The sequence below is a fragment of the Streptomyces sp. P9-2 genome, assembly GCF_051903975.1.
In the GTDB taxonomy this organism is placed as follows: Bacteria; Actinomycetota; Actinomycetes; order Streptomycetales; family Streptomycetaceae; genus Streptomyces; species Streptomyces cellulosae.
In genome coordinates this window covers 3,686,945-3,705,769 of the sequence record NZ_CP192633.1, presented here as the reverse complement: position 1 = coordinate 3,705,769, position 18,825 = coordinate 3,686,945, and the positions used below count along the sequence as shown (strand labels likewise).

Sequence of the window (18,825 nt, the reverse complement as noted above, 5' to 3'; positions counted from 1 at the left end):
TCTCCAAGAAGCGGCGCCTGTTCAGATCGTGCCGAACAGAATCCCGGCCGCCAGGATCAACAGGCACGTCAGCGCAGCCCACTTGACCACGAACCGCGTGTGGTCGCCGAACTCGACCCGGGCCATGCCGACGAGGACGTACACCGCGGGGACGAGCGGGCTCGACATGTGCAGCGGCTGACCGACGAGGGAGGCGCGGGCCATTTCCAGCGGGGTGACGCCGTGCGCCGCCCCGGCCTCGGCGAGCACGGGGAGGACGCCGAAGTAGAAGCCGTCGTTGGACATGAAGTAGGTGAGCGGCAGGCTCAGCACGCCGGTGACGAGCGCCATGTGCGGGCCGAGGCCCGCGGGGACGGTGTCGACCAGCCAGCCCGCCATGCTGTCGACCATGCCGGTGCCCTGGAGGACGCCGGTGAAGACGGCGGCGGCGAAGACCATGCCGGAGACGTTGAGGACGTTGTCGGCGTGGGCCGCGATGCGGGCCTTCTGGTCGGGCAGGCGCGGGTAGTTGACGGAGAGCGCGAGCGCGGCGCCCAGCAGGAACAGCACCGGGATGGGCAGCAACTCCAGGATCATCGCCGTGATCAGGGTGCCGGTGAGCAGCGCGTTGAACCAGTACAGGCGGGGCCGCAGGGTCGGCCGGTCCGGGTCGAGGCCCTTGAGCAGGTCCCCGTCGTCGTCCCCGCCGTTTCCATCGCCGTCCACGCCGTCCGTGCCTCCGACGGGCCGCTTCTCCAGACGCCCGCCGCCGGCATCCGCGCCCGCACCGACCAGCACCGCTTCCTTCGTCTCGACGGACTCCTCGTCCGAAGGATCCGGAAGACGCAGCGCGCCGATCCGCCTCCGCTCCCGCAGCCCCAGCACGTACGCGAGGCCGAAAACACCCAGCAGGCCGACCAGCAGCGCGGGGATCATCGGGACGAAGATGTCCGCGGCGTCGAGCTTCAGCGCGGTGGCCGCGCGGGCCGTGGGGCCGCCCCAGGGGACGGTGTTCATGACGCCGTTGGCCATGGCGGCGACGCCGGTCATCACGACCAGGCTCATGCCCAGCCGCTTGTACAGCGGGTACATCGCCGACACGGTGATCATGAAGGTGGTGGAGCCGTCGCCGTCCAGCGACACGATCGCGGCGAGCACGGCGGTGCCCACGACGACCCGCATCGGGTCGGCCTTGCAGAAGCGGAGGATTCCGCGCACGACCGGGTCGAAGAGCCCGACGTCGATCATGACGCCGAAGTAGACGATCGCGAACATCAGCATCGCCGCCGTGGGGGCGAGGCTGGACACTCCGTCGATGACGTAGTCGCCGAGGTGGGCGCCCTTGCCGACGGCCACACAGCACAGCGCGGGAATCAGCACGAGCGCCGCGATCGGCGACATCTTCTTCGTCATGATCAGGACCAGGAAGGTCGCGATCATGGCGAAGCCGAGGATGGTCAGCATGAATGGGACACCTAACGTTCGCCCTTGAACATCCGGCCGAGGGCCGGCGGTGTGACGACGTTAGGTACGTCCGGGCGGCGTCAACAAGACGTCGGACCGTGAGCAATAAGCGCAAAACCCCAGGTCAGACGTTTGCTCAGGTCAGCGCGGTGACCGTTTCCGGCTCCTCGGCGTGCTCCGGGGACACCTCGACGGGTACGCCGTTGAGCACCGCGTTGCCGGACAGCGGATCGAGCAGACTGCCGTCGAGGAGCTGGTTGACGTTGACGCCGGGGTTCGCGGAGGCGTGCCGGGTGCGGGTGCCGGGCCGGTCGTGGCCCCAGCCGTGCGGGAGGCTCACCACTCCGCGGCGCACGGCGTCGGTGACCTCTGCGGAGACGGTCACCTCTCCCCCGGCGCCCTTGATCCGCACGGGCTGCCCGTCCCGTACGCCGAGGCGTTCGGCGTCGTCGGGGTGGAGGTGCAGGGTGCAGCGGTTGGAGCCGCCGGTGAGGGCGGGGACGTTGTGCAGCCAGCTGTTGTTGGAGCGCAGATGGCGGCGGCCGACGAGGACGAGTCCGTCGGGGCGTTCGCGCAGGGCGGCCCGCAGCCGGGGCAGGTCGGCGGCGATCGGGGCGGGCAGCAGTTCCACCTTGCCGCTGCGGGTCTTCAGCGGCTGGGGCAGGCGGGGGCGCAGCGGGCCGAGGTCGATGCCGTGCGGGTGGGCGAGGAGCTTGTCCAGGGTGAGCCCGTCGGGATCGGCGCCGAAGCCGTCGCCGTAGGGGCCGAGGCGGAGCATCATGTCGAGGCGCTTCTCGGGGCCGTTGTCGCCGGTGAGCAGGCCGGCGAGTTCCTTCGGGTCGCGGCCGTGCACCGGGGAGTGGGGTTCGGTGACGGCCTTGCCGAGGGTCTGCCGGATCACCAGGTCGTCCACGGCGGACGGGTCGGCGCCGTGCATGCCGGTGGCGGCGAGGACGAGCCGGGCGAGGATCTCGGTCTCGGCCATGCGGCCGGGTTCGAGGGGCGCTGCGGGGCGCGTGTAGCGGACCTGGTTGCGCACGGCGAGGGTGTTGAAGGCGAAGTCGTGGTGCGGGCTCTGCGACGGCGGGGGCGGCGGCAGGACGACGTGCGCGTGCCGGGAGGTCTCGTTGAGGTACGGGTCGACGCTCACCATGAAGTCGAGGGAGGCGAGCGCCTTGTCCAGCCGGTCGCCGTCGGGCGCGGAGAGCACCGGGTTGGCGCCGACGGCGACGACGGCGCGGACCGGGGCGCCCTCCTCGGTGGGGGTGTCGATCTCCTCGGCGAGGGCGGACAGCGGCAGCTCGCCCTTCGCCTCGGGGTGGCGGCCGACGCGCGAGTGCCAGCGGCCGAGGGCGAAGCCGCGGCCGGGTCCGGCGGGGCGCGGTGTCTTGTCGGTGGCGGCCTGCGGGAAGAGCGCGCCGCCCGGCCGGTCGAGGTTGCCGGTGAGGGCGTTGAGGACGTCGACGAGCCAGCTGGCGAGGGTGCCGTGCGGGACGGTGCAGCTGCCGATGCGGGCGTAGACGGCGGCGGTGGGCGCGGCGGCGAGTTCGCGGGCGAGGGCGCGGATGACGTCGGCGTCGACGTCGCAGGCGTCCGCGACGGCCTCGGGGGTGAAACCGGCGAGGGCGTCGGAGAGTTCGGCGACGCCCTCGGTGTGCGGTGCGGCGGCGCCGAGGTCGACGAGGTCCTCGTCGAAGAGGGTGCGGGCGATCGCGGCGAGCAGCAGCGCGTCGGTGCCGGGGCGGACGGCGAGGTGCCGGTCGGCGAGGCGGGCGGTGCGGGTGCGGCGCGGGTCGACGACGGTGAGGGTGCCGCCGCGCGCCTTGAGCGCCTTGAGCCGGCCGGGGAAGTCGGGCGCGGTGCACAGGCTGCCGTTGGACTCGAGCGGGTTGGCGCCGATCAGCAGCAGATGGTCGGTGCGGTCCAGGTCGGGCACGGGGATGAGGTTGGCGTCGCCGAAGAGGAGCCCGCTGGAGACGTGCTTGGGCATCTGGTCGACGGTGGACGCGGTGAAGAGGCTGCGGGTGCCGAGCCCGCCGACGAGCAGCGGCGGGTAGAGGGCGCCGGCCATGGTGTGGACGTTGGGGTTGCCGAGGACGACGCCGACGGCGTGCGGGCCGTGCCGCTCGACGACGCCCCGCAGTCCGGCGGCGACGGCGTCGAAGGCCTCCTCCCAGGTGGCCTCGCGCAGTTCCCCGTCGACGCGGACGAGCGGGGTGCGCAGCCGGTCGGGGTCGGAGTCCACCTCCGGGAAGGCGGCGCCCTTGGGGCAGACGAAGCCCTTGCTGAACACGTCGTCGCGGTCACCGCGGGCGCCGGTGACCTTGCCGTCGTCGACGGTGAGGACCAGGCCGCAGGTGGCCTCGCACAGGGGGCAGATACGCAGGGCGGTGCGGGACACGGGTCCTCCCGGTACGGCGGCGGTGACGCACGGACGGGCCGAGCATACCGACCGGTACGCATGGAGGGGAGGGCGTGCGGGAAACCGGGCGGGAACCGGGGATCAGTCCAGGACGCGGGCCAGATACGCCCTCAGCAGCGCGCGCAGTTCGGCGATGACCTTCTCGTCCCCCTCGGGCGCCACCCGGAACGCCAGGTCGACCAGGGCGTCGGCGGTCTCCACGGCGACCAGGAAGGTGCGGCGCAGGTCGTCGTCGGCCGGGCGGCCCAGGTAGCCGGAGAGCATCGCGGTGAGCCGGTCGGCGACGCGGTGGTTGGGCTCGGCGCGGCGCGCGCCGACGGGGATCTGGTTGCCGAAGTCGACGAGGGAGAAGCCGGGGGCGGTGCGCTTCATGTCCAGGTAGGTGTCGAGCACGACGTCCATGGCGTGCCGCCAGCCGCGGTCGCCGGTGACGGTCAGCCGGTCGGTGACACGGTCGGTGAAGCGCTCCAGGTTGCGCTCGGCGAGCGCGTCGGCCATCTGGCGTTTGTTGGAGAAGAAGCGGTAGACGGAGCCGATGGGCACCCCGGCGCGCTCGGCGACGGCGCGGGTGCTCAGGTCGTCGTAGCCGACCTCGTCGAGGAGGCCGGCGCAGGCGTCGAGGATCCTGGCCAGCCGTTCGGCGCTGCGCCGCTGCACCGGCGCCCGGCGGAGCGATGGCGTGTGGGACACGGCCCTCATCATGCCTGCCCGGGCCCGCCGGGTGAACCGGGCCCCTCGGCGAGCGGCGCCACGCTCTGCTCGGTGGTCGGCTCCTGCCCGGAGACGGTGATGTCGGCGGTGCTCTCCACGGGCTCGCCGTCGACCGCCCAGACGGACCCGTCGTCGGCGTACAGCCGCGCGGTGACCTGGTGGGTGCCACGCGGGAAGGCGCCGGCGGCGAGGTGGTACTCGGGGGTGCGCAGCACGGCGACGCGACGGCCGTTCACCTCCAGGTGCGCCACGCCCCGGCCGGCCTCGGCGCGGCGGCCCGTGCCGTCGGGCGAGAAGCGGAAGTCGCGCACCCGCAGCCGTACGTCCCAGCCGCCCTCGGCGTCGGGGGCGACCTCCACGGTGACCTGGGGCGCGCCCTCCTCGTCCACCTCCCGGTAAGGGCTGCCGTCCTCGGAGCGCTCGTCGAGGAGCCGGCCCACGGGTGAGGACGACACCTCGTCCGCGCACTGGCCGCCCGGGGTGTCGCAGCCCGCGGGTCCGGCCAGCACGACGACACAGACCGCGAGCGCGGGGATGACCGCCGTCCGCCTCCACGTCATGCCGGGGAGCGTAGAACAGCGGTCCGAACGCGCGAATCCCCCTGGAGTCCGGTTCCCGGTCCTCCGTGAAGGGGAGGGGAGGTCCGGCCCCGGAAGGAGACCGCGCGGCACCCTTGCGCCCGGGTAACCGCAATCCTACGGTGTCCCATAGGAATCGGCTCGGTGCAAGGGAGCAGCGGACATGAGCGACGGGGCCACCGCCCGCGGGAGCGCGACGGAACGCGAGGAGGCGCGCAAGATCGCCGAGGGGCTGGAGCACCTCTCCGGCTTCGGCAACGAGCACAGCTCGGAGGCGGTCCCGGGAGCTCTGCCCGTGGGCCGCAACTCCCCGCAGCGCGCGCCGCTCGGGCTGTACGCGGAGCAGCTGAGCGGGTCGGCCTTCACCGAGCCGCGGGCCCACAACCGCCGCTCGTGGCTGTACCGGATCCGCCCGTCGGCCGCACACCCGGCGTTCACCCGCACGGGCAACGGCGCGCTGCGCTCGGCGCCCTTCACCCAGACCGTGCCCGACCCCAACCGGCTCCGCTGGAACCCGCTGCCGGAGCCGGCCGAGGACACCGACTTCCTGGCCGGTCTGTGGACCCTGGGCGGCAACGGCGACGTGACCCAGCGCAGCGGCATGGCGGTGCACCTGTACCACGCCAACGCCTCCATGCGGCGGGTGTTCAGCAGCGCCGACGGTGAGCTGCTGATCGTGCCGGAGCGCGGCGGACTGCTGCTGCGCACGGAGTTCGGCATGCTGCATGCGGAGCCGGGACACATCGCGCTGATCCCGCGTGGGGTGCGGTTCCGTGTGGAACTGCTGGACGAGACCGCCCGCGGCTATGTGTGCGAGAACTATGGTGCGCCGTTCCGGCTGCCCGACCTCGGCCCGATCGGCGCCAACGGGCTCGCGAACGCACGGGACTTCCGCGCCCCGGTCGCCGCGTACGAGGACGTCGAGGGCCCGGTGGAGGTGGTGAACAAGTTCTGCGGCAACCTGTGGTCGGCCACCTACGACCACTCCCCGCTGGACGTCGTCGCCTGGCACGGCAACCATGTGCCGTACGCCTACGACCTGCGCCGGTTCAATGTGATGGGCACCATCTCCTACGACCACCCGGACCCGTCGATCTTCACCGTGCTGACCTCCCCCAGCGACACCCCGGGTCTCGCGGGCGTGGACTTCGTGGTGTTCGCGCCGCGCTGGCTGGTCGGCGAGGACACGTTCCGGCCGCCGTACTTCCACCGGAACGTGATGAGCGAGTACATGGGCCTGATCGAGGGCGCGTACGACGCGAAGGCGGCCGGGGAGGGGGGCTTCGTGCCGGGCGGCGGCTCGCTGCACAACATGATGTCGGCGCACGGCCCGGACCGGGAGACGTTCGACCGGGCGAGCGCGGCGGAGCTGAGGCCGCAGAGGATCGACGACGGTCTTGCCTTCATGTTCGAGACCCGCTGGCCGGTGTCCCTCACCCCTCAGGCGGCACGCGCGGAGCACCTGCAGCAGGGGTACGACGACGTGTGGCAGGGCCTGGAGCGTCACTTCCGGCCATTGCACTGACCGTTCTCCGACCGGTACGGATAGCGCGTGACCTCCTTCGCTCCGGACTCGATCGTCCTCAACCGCAAGCTGCCGCTCTGGTATCAGGTGTCGCAGTCGCTGCGCGCCTCGATCCTCGGCCGCTCGCCCCACGACCCGCTGCGCCTGCCCACCGAGGAGCAGCTGGCCGGGCACTACGGGGTGAGCGTGCTGACCATGCGGCAGGCGCTGAAGGAGCTGGAGGACGAGGGGCTGATCACCCGGCACCGGCGGCGCGGCACGTTCATCGAGCCGGGCGCCCGCAGGGGCGCGCCGGTGCGGCTGCTGGGCTCGGTCGACGCGATCGTGGCCCAGCAGTCCGGCATGACGACGGAGCTGCTGGAGCACGGCCCTGCGCCGGTGCCGTCCGAACTCGCCGAGCACTTCCCGGATCTGACGGAGACGGCCGCCTACCACCGGCTGCGCAGCGACGAGAAGACGGGCGAGCCGACCAACCACGCCCGCAACTACGTCCGTCCGGAGCTGGCCGGGCGGATCGATCCGCAGGATCTGGTGCGGTGGCCGATGACGAAGGTGCTGCGGGACGTCGTCGGCGCGGACATCAGCCGCATCACGGACACCGTGGAGGCGCGGATCGCGGACCCGGAGACGGCGCGGCTGCTCCGGGTCCCGCTGCTCAGCCCGATCCTGCACTACACGGGCGTCACCTACGACTCCGCCGGAAAGGCGCTGGACGTGGCCGTGATCCACTACCGGGGGGACCGTTTCTCCTTCACGGTGACCCTGGACGCCACCTGATCCACGCCCGCCGTCAGGTCGTACGATGCCCGGCGTGACGCACGACGACGCTCCGCTGCTGGCGGACCTCATGCCGTGGTCCGTCGCACCGCCGCGGCTCGGCCGGGGGTGGCCGGCGGCCCCCGACGCGGCGTCCCTGAAGGCCCGTTGGGACGCGCTGGTGAAGGCCGAGGGCCCGGACCGTGAGGCCCTGTTCCAGCCGACGCGGTCCCGTACGCCGCACACGGCGGTCGGGCAGCTGCCCGGGCAGGACGGCGGCACCGAGCGGCTGGCCCGCGCCTCGGGGCCGTGCCCGGAGCCGGTGCGGGTGCTGCGCGGGCCGTTCGACGAACAGTGGCTGATCCCCGACCAGCGGCTGATCGACGCGCCCCGGCCGGAGTTGTGGCGGGTGGCGGACGAGCACCAGATCTTCGCCGTGGAGACGTCCGGCGAAGGGCCGCCGCTGCTGGCGACTTCCCTCTTCCCGGTCCTGCGCACGGGCCGGATCCGCCCGCTGTACCGCCGTCCGGGCGCCGCCGAGCCCAATCTGGCCCCCGGTCTGACGGACCACCTCGCCGCCCGGCTGGGGCTCGAGGTCTGCCCCGTCGACGTCCTCGCCTGGGCGACGGCCGTGGCGCGCCCCTCGCCGGACGGGCCCGCCGTGCCGCTCACCGGTGACCCGGACGCGTGGCAGCGCGGTGTGGCGCTGGGCCGCCGCATGCTGTGGCTGATGCGCCGGGACGGGGAACGCCCCAAACTCCCCGGCGGCCGCCGCCCGTACGTCCGCGCCCCGCTGCCGTCCCGCCCGCCCGCGATGGCCTACGACCGCGACGAGGAGGCGCTGCTGCTGGGCGGGGGCCGTATCTCCCCGGTGCCGGTGGAGGCGTGGGAGTTCGAGTCGGGCGGGGTGCGGGTGCTGGAGGAGTGGTTCGCGTCCCGGACGGACCCGGCCGAGCCGGGCACCCTGGAGGCGATCCGCCCGGGCGCCTGGCCGCAGCCCTGGACGTCGGAGCTGCTGGAACTGGTCACGGTCCTCACCCTCCTCGCCGAGACTCGGCCCCTCCGCGAGGAACTGGTGACTGGCGTCCCGTCACCGGTCGCCCCGTCCGACCTGCGCGCGGCGGGCGTCCTCCCCGCCCCCGCCTGGGCCCGCCGCCCGGCATCGGTCCTGGACGCCCACGAGGAGGGCCCGGAGGGGCAGTTGGCGCTGCTCTGAGCGGAGGGGCTCCGTCCGGCGCGGGGGGGGCGACGCGCACGGCCGACTGGAGGCCGCGCTCGGGGCATCCGCCCGGAAACCCAGCCTCCCGGCGGGGGCGCCGCCCCCGTGCGGAAGCCGGCCCGCACCCGCGACTCACGCCGCCCCGAGACCGCGGGGCCGCCGCCGCGGGACGCACGCCCCCCGCAGGGCTCACTTCTCCGGGTCGAAGCCGTCCAGCACCCGGTTGAGGGCCCGTTCGAAGACCGCCTCCAGGTCGATCGGGCCCTCGTCCTCCATGAACGCCCTCGCCATCCTCGGGTACTCCCCCGTCGCGATGCGGGACTGGAGGTAGGCGATGCGGACCGCGTTCTCCTGCTCCTGCGACCAGGGCAGGGAGCGGGTGCGTTCGGCGGTGGCCAACTCGTTGCTGACGTAGGTCGTCACGATGCCGTTGAGCATCGCGATCAGCTCCATCTTGACGCCCTGCGGACCCGGCAGCGGGTCAAGACAGGCCAGGCAGTGCTCCAGGTAGCGCAGCGCGTTGGGGCTGAAGCCGTAGACCGCTGACATCAGCCGCGGCAGCCACGGGTGCCGGTGCATCAGGTCCCGCGTCTGGTGGGCCACCCGCAGCATGTCGGCGCGCCAGTCCCCGCTCGGCTCCCACAGCTCGTGCTCGCCGGCGACCGCGTCCGCCATCAGCTCGTGCAGATCCTCCTTGCGGGGGACGTAGTTGTACAGCGACATGGTGCCGCAGCCCAGCTCGGCCGCGACGCGGCGCATGGACACCGCGTCCAGGCCCTCCGCGTCCGCGATCCGCACGGCCACCGCGGCGATGTCGGCGCGGCTGTACGCCGGCCTGGGCCCTCGGCCGCTGCGCTCGGGGCGCGCCCAGATCACATGGGGTTCGGCCGCTCGGCCCGCCATCGGTCATCACCTCACCCACCATCGTAGTTACGTACACCGTACGTAGTGCGCTATGGTCACCCCCATGACTACTACGTACGCTGTACTCAGTGAGGGTCTGGAGAAGCGCTTCGGCGCCGTGCACGCCGTGCGCGGACTGGATCTGGCGGTGGCGCGGGGCACGGTGTGCGGGCTGCTCGGGCCCAACGGGGCGGGCAAGACGACGGCGGTGCGGCTGTTGACCACGCTGCTGCGGCCCGACGCGGGGTCGGCCAGGGTCGCGGGGCTCGACCTGGTGCGCGAGGCGGCCGCCGTACGCCGGCGGATCGGCGTCACGGGGCAGGACACCTCGATCGACGGAGACCTCACCGGCCGCGAGAACCTGCGGCTGTTCGCGCGGCTGCACCGCACGCGGGACGCGGCGGCCCACGCCGACGAACTGCTGGACCGGTTCGGGCTGACGGAGGCGGCCGGCCGTCCCGCGTCCACCTGGTCGGGCGGGATGCGGCGACGGCTCGATCTGGCGGTGAGTCTGGTCCGCAGGCCTGAGGTGCTCTTCCTGGACGAGCCGACGACCGGTCTCGACCCGGCCGGACGCGGGCTGATCTGGGAGGTGGTCCGGGAGCTGACCGGCGAGGGCACGACGGTGCTGCTCACCACCCAGTACCTGGAGGAGGCCGACCGGCTGGCCGACGACATCACGCTGGTCGACCGGGGCCGGGTCGCGCACACGGGCTCGCCGGCCGAGCTGAAGGCCCTGGTCGGGACGCACGCGGAGGTGGTGGTGGCGGACGGCGCCACGCTGGAGGCGGCGGCCGGGGTGCTGGACCGGCTCACCGGGTCGCACCCCACGCTGGACCGGGAGCGGCTCGCGGTCGGCGCGGTCACCCGGGACCCGACCCTGACCCTCCCGCACCTGGTGCGCACCCTCGACGCGGCGGGCGTGCCGCTGGTCGACGCGAGCCTCAGGCCGCCGACGCTCGACGACGTGTTCCTGCGGCTGACCGAGCGGCCCGCGGAACCGGTGGCGGACCTTCCCTACGGCGACGAGGAGCGTGCCGCATGAGCACGTTGGCGTACGACGGCACGGTGATGCTGGGCCGGCAGCTGCGGCGGATGCGGAACAACCCGGGGCTGCTGATCCTCACCCAGTCGATGCCGGTGAGCATGCTGCTGTTCTTCGGCTACGTCTTCGGCAGCGCGCTCGCCGTGCCGGGGTCCGGGTACCGGTCGTTCCTGGTGCCGGGGCTGCTGGTGGCGACGGCGGCGGGCGGCGTGATGACCGGGATGTTCCAGTCGGCGCAGGACGTGCACCGCGGGGTGACGGACCGGTTCCGGACGCTGCCGATGAGCCGGGCGGCCGTGCCGGCGGGGCAGGCGGTCGCGGACCTGCTGGTGACGACGGCGGGGGCGGTGCCCCTCCTGCTGGTCGGGCTCGCGGTGGGCTGGCGGGTGGAGGGCGGCGCGCCCGCGGCGGCGGGCGGCTTCGGCCTGCTGCTGCTGTTCCGGTTCGCGTGCGTGTGGGCGGGGATCTACCTGGGGCTGCTCACGCGGAACGAGGAGGCGGCCGGCCAGCTGGGCGGGGCGACCTTCCTGCTGCCGCTGCTGTCGAGTGCGTACATCCCGACGGCGGGGCTGCCGGACGGCGTGCGCACGGCGGCGGAGTGGAATCCGATCAGCGCGGTGGCGACAGCGCTGCGGGACCTGTTCGGCAACGGGCCGGTGCCGGAGGGCGCGGCCTGGCCGATGGCGCATCCGGTGGCGGGGTCGCTGGCCTGGTGCGCGGTGCTGCTGGCCGTGTTCGTGCCGCTGGCGGTGCGGCAGTACGCGAAGGGGGCGCGGTAGGCGACCCGGGCCTCGGCAGGGGCGAGCGGGGTGGAGGTGCTCCTGCGGGGGACCCCGGGTGGGATCGGGGTCGGCAGGGTGAGGGCCGGTGTCGCGGGCCGACGGGGTAGGGCCGTGTGCCGTGGGGCGGACGGGCGGGCGGGGCGCCGCGCCGGGACGGGTGGGACCGTCCGGCGCGGACGCTACCGGCTGCCGAACAGGGAGCGGCGCAGTCGGCGCAGCGGGGCGAAGAGCGAGACGCGGCTCGCGCGGGCCCGTGCGCCCCTGGCGCCGTGGTGCGCGTTGTCACGCGCGGTCAGCTCGCGCATGAGCGACGTGGCCTCGGCCGTCTCGCGCTGCGGGACGGCCGGTCCCGCGAGGACCGAGAGATGGCGGTCGAGACGCGAACTGCTCGCGCTGCTTCCACAGGTGATCGCAGGGACCCTGGCCCTGCTGCGCACTGTTATCTGTTCCATGTCACTCCCCACCCGTACGACTCCACCCGGCCCGGGCAGGGTAACCCTATCGCCCCGTACGGGCACCCGTGTATCGAGCTCACAGGATTCACCTTCCCCGTAAGGGTGTTGACGAACACGCGACGATTACTCTCCGAATCCGACCGTTTCCAGGGCGAGTTGGACGATGGGCTGGCCGGTGGGTTGTGGAGAGCCGCCGTCCGGTTCCACGGTCACGGCGAGTGACGTCGACGCGGGATCGAGACCGGACGCCACCAAGGGCGTGTCGCCCTCGAAGAGCCCGAGGGAGCGGGGCCGGCCCTCCTCGTCCATGAGCCAGAGCTGGCGCACCCGGCCCTCCGGAGGGTCGTCGTATCCGCCCAGAGTGACGACCGCCCCGCGGGCCGAAACGGAGGCGATCACTCCGATCGTGCGGCCGCGGGCGTCCCGGCCGCTGCTCGCACGGGCGTCCGGCGCGGCCAGAACGTGGGCGATCTCACGTGCCCGGTCGCGCTCGGCGGCGAGTTCGTCCTGCGTGCGGTCGGCCTGGACGGCGAACAGCGAGGCGACGACGAGCGCCGCGGCGGCGGTGGCCGTCGCGAACGGCACGAGCAGCACCGCCCGGCGGCGCTCCCGCACGCGGGGCGGGGGCGCGGCTCCCCAGACGTGGGGCGGCAGTTGGGGTTCGCGGGCGCGCGCCCCTTCCTGCGGGGCGGGTTCCTGGGCGGTGGTGCGCACGGCGGCCAGGACCCGGTCGCGCAGGGCGGGCGGGGCGGGCGCGGCGGTGGACCAGGCCAGCCGGACGGCGTCCTCGGCGAGGTCGCGCACCTCGGCGGCGCACCGGTCGCAGGACTTCAGATGCCGCTCGAAGCGGACCCGCTCGGCGGGCTCCAGCGCGTCGAGGGCGTAGGGGGCGGCCAGCGAGTGGAGGTCGTCGCGGGGGAACAGCCGGCGGAACACGCTCATGCCGCGCCTCCCAGACAGTCGCGCAGGCGGGTGAGCCCGTCCCGCATACGGGTCTTGACGGTGCCCAGCGGCAGTCTGAGCCGCTCGGCCACCTCGCGGTAGGTGTAGCCGTCGTAGTAGGCGAGGGTGACCGACTGGCGCTGGAGCGCGGTGAGGCGGTCCAGGCAGCGGCGCACCCATTCGCGTTCGAGGCCGGCCTCGACCTCCTCGGCGACCTGGTCGAAGGCGGGTCCGTGGCCGCGCCGCGCCTCCCGCTGCTCGCGCTCGCCCGCCGCGCGGGCGCTGCGCACCCGGTCGACAGCCCTGCGGTGGGCGAGGGTGAGCACCCAGGACAGGGCGCTCCCCCGGCCGGGGTCGAAGCGGGCGGCGGAACGCCAGAGTTCGAGCAGCACCTCCTGGGCGACCTCCTCGGACTGGGCCGGGTCGCGCACCACGCGCCGCACCAGTCCGTAGACCGGTCCCGAGACCAGTCCGTACAGGTCCTCGAAGGCCTTCTGGTCGCCTCCGGCCACGCGGATCAGCAACTGGTCCGCCTCCAACGCTCGTCCCCCTCTCCCGGTCCTGCCGGACCGTCCGGTCGCACAAGACATTCGCAGCGAGCGCGCCTCCGGATGGGAGGTACGGATCACCGGGCCGAAAACGCGGGTCGGCGCGGAGAAATGCTAAGCGGGTACGAGCCGTTGGGGACCGGCGGGAACACAGCCCCGTCGTCGCGGGGTGCGAGGCCGCTGAAAAATTCGTCCGCGCCTCGACCAATCCGGTCCGCGGAACGCTCCGAATCCCAGTGCGTCAAGGCAAGTCGGCACTGAGGACGGACGGCATGACTACTGACTCCAGGACCGGTTCGAGGCGCAGGAGCCTCGCGACCCTGATCTGCGGTGCGCTGGCCGCCGGGGGGCTCGCGGCCGCCGGCGCGTCCGCGCTGGAACCCGAGGCGGCCTCGGCCTCCTCCCACCGGGAGGCCCCGCTGATCTCGGGCACCCCGCAGTTCGACAACACGGACCTGTACGCGTTCGTCAGCCCCGACAAGCCGGACACGACGACGATCATCGCGAACTGGATCCCGTTCGAGGAGCCGGCCGGCGGGCCGAACTTCTTCACGTTCGCCGAGGACGCGCAGTACGACATCCACATCGACAACAACGGCGACGCGCAGGGCGAGCTGCTGTTCCGCTACACCTTCAAGACGCACGTCAGGAACGAGAAGACGTTCCTCTACAACACCGGCCCGGTCACCAGCCTGGACGACCCGGACCTCAACGTCACGCAGACCTACGACATCGAGATGCTGAAGCTGAAGGACCAGCACGAGGTGTCCCGCACGAAGATCGCGGACGACGTGCCGGTGGCGCCGTCGAACGTCGGCAAGGCGTCCATGCCGCACTACGGCACGCTCCGCAAGCAGGCGGTGCACGAACTGGCGGGCGGCGCCACCACGTTCGCGGGGCAGGCCGACGACCCGTTCTTCCTGGACCTGCGCGTCTTCGACCTGCTGTACGGCGGGAACCTCTCGGAGGTCGGCAACGACACGCTCAAGGGCTACAACGTCAACTCCGTGGCGCTGCAGGTGCCGACGCATCTGATCACGGAGTCCGCGGAGCAGCCGGTCGTCGGCATCTGGTCCACGACCCAGCGCAAGAACGCCGAGGGGCACTTCGTGCAGGTGTCGCGGCTGGGCATGCCGCTGGTGAACGAGGTCGTGAACCCGGTCGGCGACAAGGACACGTTCAACGCGTCCGCGCCGTGGGACGACGCGCAGTTCCTGAAGAACGTCACCGAGCCGGAGCTGCCGAAGCTGATCGAAGCGATCTACAAGATCCCTGCGCCGAAGGAGCCGCGGAACGACCTGGTCGACGTGTTCCTCAAGGGGGTCGAGGGCCTCAACCAGCCGCCGCATGTGCGCCCCTCGGAGATGCTGCGCCTCAACACCTCGATCGCGCCGGCCGCGAAGCCGAAGCGTCTCGGCGTCCTGGACGGCGACACCGCCGGCTTCCCCAACGGGCGGCGGCTGACGGACGACGTGGTGGACGCCGCGCTCCAGGTGGTCGAGGGCGAGCTGGTCGGGGCGGAGAACGACCTGGGCGACGCGGTCGACGAGAACGACAAGAAGTTCGGCGCGTCCTTCCCCTATCTGGCGAACCCCACGGAGGGCTCGCGCGGCCCTCTCGCCAAGGGCGTCGACAGCGGCAACGACGTGCGCAGCCAGCTCGGTGACGCGCTGCGGCCCGCCGGGGCGGCCGGCGCCGACGACACCACCCTCATCGCCGCGTCCGCGGGCGCGGGAGCGGGCGGACTGCTGCTGATCGGCGTGGCGCTCATGTGGTGGCGCCGCATGCGCCGCCGCGCCTACTGACCCACCCGGCGGCCGGCGCCCCCGGCCGCCCCACCGACCGGCGCGGCCCTCTCCCGTCCCCCACGGCAGGGCCGCGCCCCCATCGACGAAGGAGCCCCATGTCCCCGCGCACGAACGACAGCACCCGCGGGAGCGGGCGGGAGACGAGGCCGCCCGCCGAGGCGGCGGCGGGTACGGAAGCGGCAGCGGCGGCCGAGGCGCCGTCGGGTGCGGAGGCAGCACAGGCCGCCGAGGCACCGTCGGGCACGGAGGCGACGCAGCCTGCCGATGCACCGTCGGGCACGGAGGCGACGCAGCCTGCCGATGCACCGTCGGGCACGGAGGCAGCACAGGCCGCCGACGCACCGTCGGGCACGGAGGCAGCACAGGCCGCCGAGGCGGCGGCGGGTACGGAAGCGGCAGCGGCCGCCGAGGCGCCGTCGGGCACGGAGGCGACGCAGCCTGCCGACGCACCGTCGGACGTGGCGGCAACGCAGCCTGCCGACGCACCATCGGACGTGGCGGCAACGCAGCCTGCCGACGCACCATCGGACGTGGCGGCAACGCAGCCTGCCGACGCACCATCGGACGTGGCGGCAACGCAGCCTGCCGACCCACCGTCGGAGGTGGCGGCAACGCAGCCTGCCGACGCACCGTCGGGCACGGAGGCGACACGGTGCGCCGAAGCCCGGGCCACCGCGAAGGTGCCGGCCGCCTCCAAGGTGCCGACAGCCTCCAAGGTGCCGGCCACCTCCAAGGCGCCGGCAGCCGCAGCGGCCCCGCGAACCGCGTCCTCCGCCGACCGCGTCGACGCCCTACGCCGCTTCGCCGCCGCCGTCCGCCGTGGACGGGGGCTGCACGTCGCGTCGTGCGCCGTGCTGCTGGCCGTGGCGATGACCGCCGGGGCCGTCGCCGTGGGCGGGGACGGGCAGGACGCGGCGCGGGCCCTGCCCGGGGTGTCCCGGGCGGTGAACGCGGATGTGCTGGTCCGGGGGGACCTGGACACGGCGATACGGTCGCTGCACGAGCATGTGCGCCTGCAGCCACGGGACTTCGCGGCCTGGGCGACGCTCGGGCTCGCGCAGGTCGAGCGGGCGCGGACCGACGGGGACCCTTCCCGCTACGACCGGGCCGAACGCGCCCTCGCCCGCTCCCTCGCCCTGCGCCCAGGCAACGACCAGGCGCTCGCCGGGCAGGCCGCCCTCGCCGCCGCGCGTCACGACTTCGCCGCCGCCCTGGCCCACGCCGACCGCGCCCTGGAGGCGAACCCGTACAGCGAACGCGCCCTCTGCTCCCGGATCGACGCCCTGGTGGAGCTGGGCCGGTACGCGGAGGCCGTGCGGGCGGCCACCGACGCCGACCGCAGGCGTCCGGGCGTCCCCGTGTTCACGCGGTACGCGTACGTCCACGAGCTGCGCGGAGACGTGCGCACCGCCCGCCGGGTGCTGCACCAGGCCCTCGTCAGTGCGACCGGCCCGGCCGACGTGGCGTACGTGGCGACCGCGCTCGGCAACCTCGAACGCGGCCAGGGCCGTTACGGCACCGCCCTGCGCCACTACGCCCGCGCCCTCGCCGCGGACGACGCCTACCTCCCCGCCCTGGAAGGCCGCGCCCGCGCCCAGGCGGCGGACGGCGACCGCGCGGGGGCGATCACCACGCTGGAGCAGGTCGTCGACCGCTCCCCGCTGCCCGGCCCGCTGGTCGCGCTCGGCGAGCTGTACGAGGAGCGGGACGCCCCCGGCGACCGTGCGAAGGCCCGCGAGCAGTACGCCCTCGTCTCCGCCTGGACCGCGCTGGCCCGGGCCGGCGGTGTGGACGTGGACCTCGACACCGCGCTCGCCGCGGCCGACCACGGGGACACCGCCGAGGCGCTGCGCGCGGCCCGCGCCGAGTGGGAGCGCCGGCGAACGGTGCACACGGCGGACGCCCTCGCCTGGGCGCTGCACCGGGCGGGCCGTTCCGCGGAGGCGCTGCCGTACGCCCGCCGGGCCACGGCCACCGGCTACCGCGACGCCACGTTCCTCTACCACCGGGGCGTGATCGAGAAGGCCGCCGGGCACGACCGCGCCGCCCGCGCCTCCCTCACCGCCGCCCTGGAGCTGAACCCGGGCTTCTCCCCGCTCGGCGCCCGCGCGGCACGGGCCGCCCTGAAGGACCTGGAGGCGGCACGTTGAACCTCCTGCGTCCCGCCGCGCTTCTCGTCACCGCGACCGCGCTCGCCCTGCTCCCGGCCACGGAGGCGAGCGCGCACCCGCTCGGCAACTTCACCGTCAACCGGTACGACGGCCTGGTGGCCGCGCCCGGCGAGCTGCGCGTGCACCACGTCGAGGACCTCGCCGAGATCCCCGCCACCCAGGCCGCGCCGGACCTCGCCGACCTGGGCCGCGACGCCTGGGCCCGGCAGCGGTGCGCGACGGCCGCCCGGGAGAGCGCGGTCCGTGCCGACGGGCGTCCGGCGCCGCTCACCGTGCGCGCCGCCCGCGTCCAGGTGCGTCCGGGCCAGGCGGGGTTGGACACCTTGCGCGTGGAGTGCCGGATGACCGCGCCGCTCTCCCGGGGCCGTACGGTCGCCGTGGACTTCCGCGCGGCGGGCGCCGGCTCGGGCCCCGGCTGGCGGGAGATCACCGCGCAGGGGGACCGTACGACGCTCGCCGCCTCGGACGTGCCCGAGGCGTCCCTCTCCGCCCGGCTGACCCGCTACCCGGAGGACCGGCTCGCGTCCCCGCCCGACGCCCGGACCGCGTCCCTGCGCGTCCGCCCCGGCGGCCCCGCGCTGGCGGCGGGCGGGACGGACCAGGCGGACGCGCCCGCCTCCGCGATCCTGCCCCGGGGCGCCGACCGCTGGACGCGGGCCCTGGACGACCTGGTCGCCCGGCGCGACCTGACCGTCGGGTTCGCCGCGCTCGCCCTGCTGCTCGCGGTCTTCCTCGGCGCGATGCACGCGCTCGCACCGGGTCACGGCAAGACCCTGATGGCCGCGACCGCGGCGGCGCGCGGCGGCCGGGCGCGGATGCGGGACGTGCTGCCGATGGCCGCCTCCGTGACGGTCACCCACACCCTCGGCGTGGTCGCCCTGGGCCTGCTGGTCACGGCCGGTTCCGCCGCCGCGCCCTCCGTCGTCGCCTGGCTGGGCATCGCCAGCGGCGCCCTGGTCACCCTGGCCGGCGCCCAGCTCGTACGCCGCGCCCTGCGGCAGCGCCGCCACCACACGCATCCGCACCCCCACGAGCACGAGCACACCCCCGACCACGGACACGAGCACCCCCACGATCATCCCCACCCGCACGACCACGATCACCCGCACCCCCACTCCCACGACCTCACCCACACCCACGGCGGCCGCACCCACACCCACGCCGTCGCGCCCACGCTGCGCGGCACGGTCCTGCTGGGGTTCGCGGGCGGTCTGGTGCCCAGTCCGTCCGCCGTGGTGGTGCTGGTGGGGGCCGCCGCCCTGGGTCACGCCTGGTTCGGGCTGCTGCTCGTCGTCGCGTACGGCGTGGGCCTGGCGCTCACCCTGACCGCCGCCGGGTACGCGGTGGTGCGGGCGGGCGGGGGCGTGTCGCGGCTGCTCGCCCGGCGCCCGCGCTGGACGAGCGCGCCGTGGGCGGCGCTGGTGCGCCGGAGCGCGCCCCTCGGGTCGGCGTGCGTGGTGCTGGTCCTGGGGGCCGGATTGGTGTTCAGGGGGGCCGCATCCGCACTCGGCTGAGCT

Annotated in this window: 16 protein-coding genes; 8 read left to right on the top strand and 8 right to left on the bottom strand. The window is 74.2% G+C overall.

Annotation, left to right across the window (positions count from 1 at the left end):
• Window positions 1-21 precede the first annotated feature (21 nt).
• The 4 genes from ACQY0Z_RS16930 to ACQY0Z_RS16915 all read right to left on the bottom strand — a co-directional run bounded on the left by ACQY0Z_RS16930 (window position 22) and on the right by ACQY0Z_RS16915 (window position 5,136).
• Window positions 22-1,443, bottom strand: coding sequence for a CitMHS family transporter (locus ACQY0Z_RS16930; RefSeq protein ID WP_439812481.1), 1,422 nt, complete (start codon window positions 1,441-1,443; stop codon window positions 22-24).
• 136 nt (window positions 1,444-1,579) lie between these two features.
• Entirely contained in the window at window positions 1,580-3,844 is a 2,265-nt protein-coding gene (locus ACQY0Z_RS16925) for a molybdopterin oxidoreductase family protein (protein ID WP_189902532.1), read from the bottom strand.
• A 102-nt stretch (window positions 3,845-3,946) separates the two neighbouring features.
• Complete coding sequence (locus ACQY0Z_RS16920; RefSeq protein WP_189902530.1) at window positions 3,947-4,564, bottom strand: TetR family transcriptional regulator; 618 nt, start codon at window positions 4,562-4,564, stop codon at window positions 3,947-3,949.
• Complete coding sequence (locus ACQY0Z_RS16915; protein WP_439812480.1) at window positions 4,564-5,136, bottom strand: hypothetical protein; 573 nt, start codon at window positions 5,134-5,136, stop codon at window positions 4,564-4,566. The genes ACQY0Z_RS16920 and ACQY0Z_RS16915 overlap by 1 nt, the downstream gene beginning before the upstream one ends.
• A 181-nt stretch (window positions 5,137-5,317) precedes the next feature.
• Here ACQY0Z_RS16915 and hmgA point away from each other — a divergent pair, with 181 nt between their 5' ends.
• From hmgA to ACQY0Z_RS16900, 3 genes are read left to right on the top strand one after another with little or no spacing between them, the layout of a single operon-like run.
• The gene (gene hmgA / locus ACQY0Z_RS16910) at window positions 5,318-6,679 is read left to right on the top strand and encodes a homogentisate 1,2-dioxygenase (protein WP_254588082.1); all 1,362 of its coding nucleotides are present in this window, start codon (window positions 5,318-5,320) and stop codon (window positions 6,677-6,679) included.
• A gap of 27 nt (window positions 6,680-6,706) precedes the next feature.
• Window positions 6,707-7,456 (top strand): GntR family transcriptional regulator, encoded by a 750-nt coding sequence (locus ACQY0Z_RS16905; protein WP_439812479.1) that lies wholly within the window; start codon window positions 6,707-6,709, stop codon window positions 7,454-7,456.
• Window positions 7,457-7,481: 25 nt separating this feature from the next.
• On the top strand, window positions 7,482-8,651 hold the full coding sequence (locus tag ACQY0Z_RS16900) for a type ISP restriction/modification enzyme (protein ID WP_254588080.1): 1,170 nt from the start codon (window positions 7,482-7,484) through the stop codon (window positions 8,649-8,651).
• A gap of 192 nt (window positions 8,652-8,843) precedes the next feature.
• On the opposite strand, the gene ACQY0Z_RS16895 is transcribed toward ACQY0Z_RS16900, so the two are convergent.
• Window positions 8,844-9,557, bottom strand: coding sequence for a TetR/AcrR family transcriptional regulator (locus ACQY0Z_RS16895; protein WP_347225954.1), 714 nt, complete (start codon window positions 9,555-9,557; stop codon window positions 8,844-8,846).
• A 64-nt stretch (window positions 9,558-9,621) separates the two neighbouring features.
• Between ACQY0Z_RS16895 and ACQY0Z_RS16890 the strand changes: the two genes are divergently transcribed.
• Entirely contained in the window at window positions 9,622-10,602 is a 981-nt protein-coding gene (locus tag ACQY0Z_RS16890) for an ATP-binding cassette domain-containing protein (protein WP_439812478.1), read from the top strand.
• A complete protein-coding gene (locus tag ACQY0Z_RS16885; RefSeq protein ID WP_439812477.1) occupies window positions 10,599-11,381 on the top strand; it encodes an ABC transporter permease in 783 nt (260 codons plus the stop codon). Before ACQY0Z_RS16890 ends, ACQY0Z_RS16885 begins: the two co-directional genes overlap by 4 nt.
• Window positions 11,382-11,563: 182 nt before the next feature.
• On the opposite strand, the gene ACQY0Z_RS16880 is transcribed toward ACQY0Z_RS16885, so the two are convergent.
• The 3 genes from ACQY0Z_RS16880 to ACQY0Z_RS16870 all read right to left on the bottom strand — a co-directional run bounded on the left by ACQY0Z_RS16880 (window position 11,564) and on the right by ACQY0Z_RS16870 (window position 13,320).
• Window positions 11,564-11,836, bottom strand: coding sequence for a hypothetical protein (locus ACQY0Z_RS16880; RefSeq protein ID WP_439812476.1), 273 nt, complete (start codon window positions 11,834-11,836; stop codon window positions 11,564-11,566).
• A 126-nt stretch (window positions 11,837-11,962) separates the two neighbouring features.
• Window positions 11,963-12,781 (bottom strand): anti-sigma factor, encoded by an 819-nt coding sequence (locus tag ACQY0Z_RS16875; RefSeq protein WP_189902514.1) that lies wholly within the window; start codon window positions 12,779-12,781, stop codon window positions 11,963-11,965.
• The gene (locus ACQY0Z_RS16870; protein WP_028961874.1) at window positions 12,778-13,320 is read right to left on the bottom strand and encodes a sigma-70 family RNA polymerase sigma factor; all 543 of its coding nucleotides are present in this window, start codon (window positions 13,318-13,320) and stop codon (window positions 12,778-12,780) included. Before ACQY0Z_RS16870 ends, ACQY0Z_RS16875 begins: the two co-directional genes overlap by 4 nt.
• Before the next feature lie 281 nt (window positions 13,321-13,601).
• Here ACQY0Z_RS16870 and ACQY0Z_RS16865 point away from each other — a divergent pair, with 281 nt between their 5' ends.
• The 3 genes from ACQY0Z_RS16865 to ACQY0Z_RS16855 all read left to right on the top strand — a co-directional run bounded on the left by ACQY0Z_RS16865 (window position 13,602) and on the right by ACQY0Z_RS16855 (window position 18,822).
• Entirely contained in the window at window positions 13,602-15,134 is a 1,533-nt protein-coding gene (locus ACQY0Z_RS16865) for a DUF4331 domain-containing protein (protein ID WP_439812475.1), read from the top strand.
• A gap of 719 nt (window positions 15,135-15,853) precedes the next feature.
• Window positions 15,854-17,287, top strand: a complete 1,434-nt coding sequence (locus ACQY0Z_RS16860; protein ID WP_439813366.1) for a tetratricopeptide repeat protein — start codon at window positions 15,854-15,856, stop codon at window positions 17,285-17,287.
• Window positions 17,284-18,822 carry a nickel transporter gene (locus ACQY0Z_RS16855; protein ID WP_439812474.1) on the top strand — a complete coding sequence of 513 codons (1,539 nt, stop codon included), beginning with the start codon at window positions 17,284-17,286 and terminating at the stop codon, window positions 18,820-18,822. The genes ACQY0Z_RS16860 and ACQY0Z_RS16855 overlap by 4 nt, the downstream gene beginning before the upstream one ends.
• Window positions 18,823-18,825 lie beyond the last annotated feature (3 nt).

Coding starts and splice junctions, on each gene's coding strand:
- ACQY0Z_RS16885 (WP_439812477.1), top strand. CDS start 10,599: ATGAGCACGTTGGCGTACGACGGCACGGTGATGCTGGGCCGGCAGCTG.
- ACQY0Z_RS16890 (WP_439812478.1), top strand. CDS start 9,622: ATGACTACTACGTACGCTGTACTCAGTGAGGGTCTGGAGAAGCGCTTC.
- ACQY0Z_RS16900 (WP_254588080.1), top strand. CDS start 7,482: ATGCCCGGCGTGACGCACGACGACGCTCCGCTGCTGGCGGACCTCATG.
- ACQY0Z_RS16930 (WP_439812481.1), bottom strand. CDS start 1,443: ATGCTGACCATCCTCGGCTTCGCCATGATCGCGACCTTCCTGGTCCTG.
- ACQY0Z_RS16895 (WP_347225954.1), bottom strand. CDS start 9,557: ATGGCGGGCCGAGCGGCCGAACCCCATGTGATCTGGGCGCGCCCCGAG.
- ACQY0Z_RS16915 (WP_439812480.1), bottom strand. CDS start 5,136: ATGACGTGGAGGCGGACGGCGGTCATCCCCGCGCTCGCGGTCTGTGTC.
- ACQY0Z_RS16865 (WP_439812475.1), top strand. CDS start 13,602: ATGACTACTGACTCCAGGACCGGTTCGAGGCGCAGGAGCCTCGCGACC.
- ACQY0Z_RS16920 (WP_189902530.1), bottom strand. CDS start 4,564: ATGAGGGCCGTGTCCCACACGCCATCGCTCCGCCGGGCGCCGGTGCAG.
- hmgA (WP_254588082.1), top strand. CDS start 5,318: ATGAGCGACGGGGCCACCGCCCGCGGGAGCGCGACGGAACGCGAGGAG.
- ACQY0Z_RS16875 (WP_189902514.1), bottom strand. CDS start 12,781: ATGAGCGTGTTCCGCCGGCTGTTCCCCCGCGACGACCTCCACTCGCTG.
- ACQY0Z_RS16880 (WP_439812476.1), bottom strand. CDS start 11,836: ATGGAACAGATAACAGTGCGCAGCAGGGCCAGGGTCCCTGCGATCACC.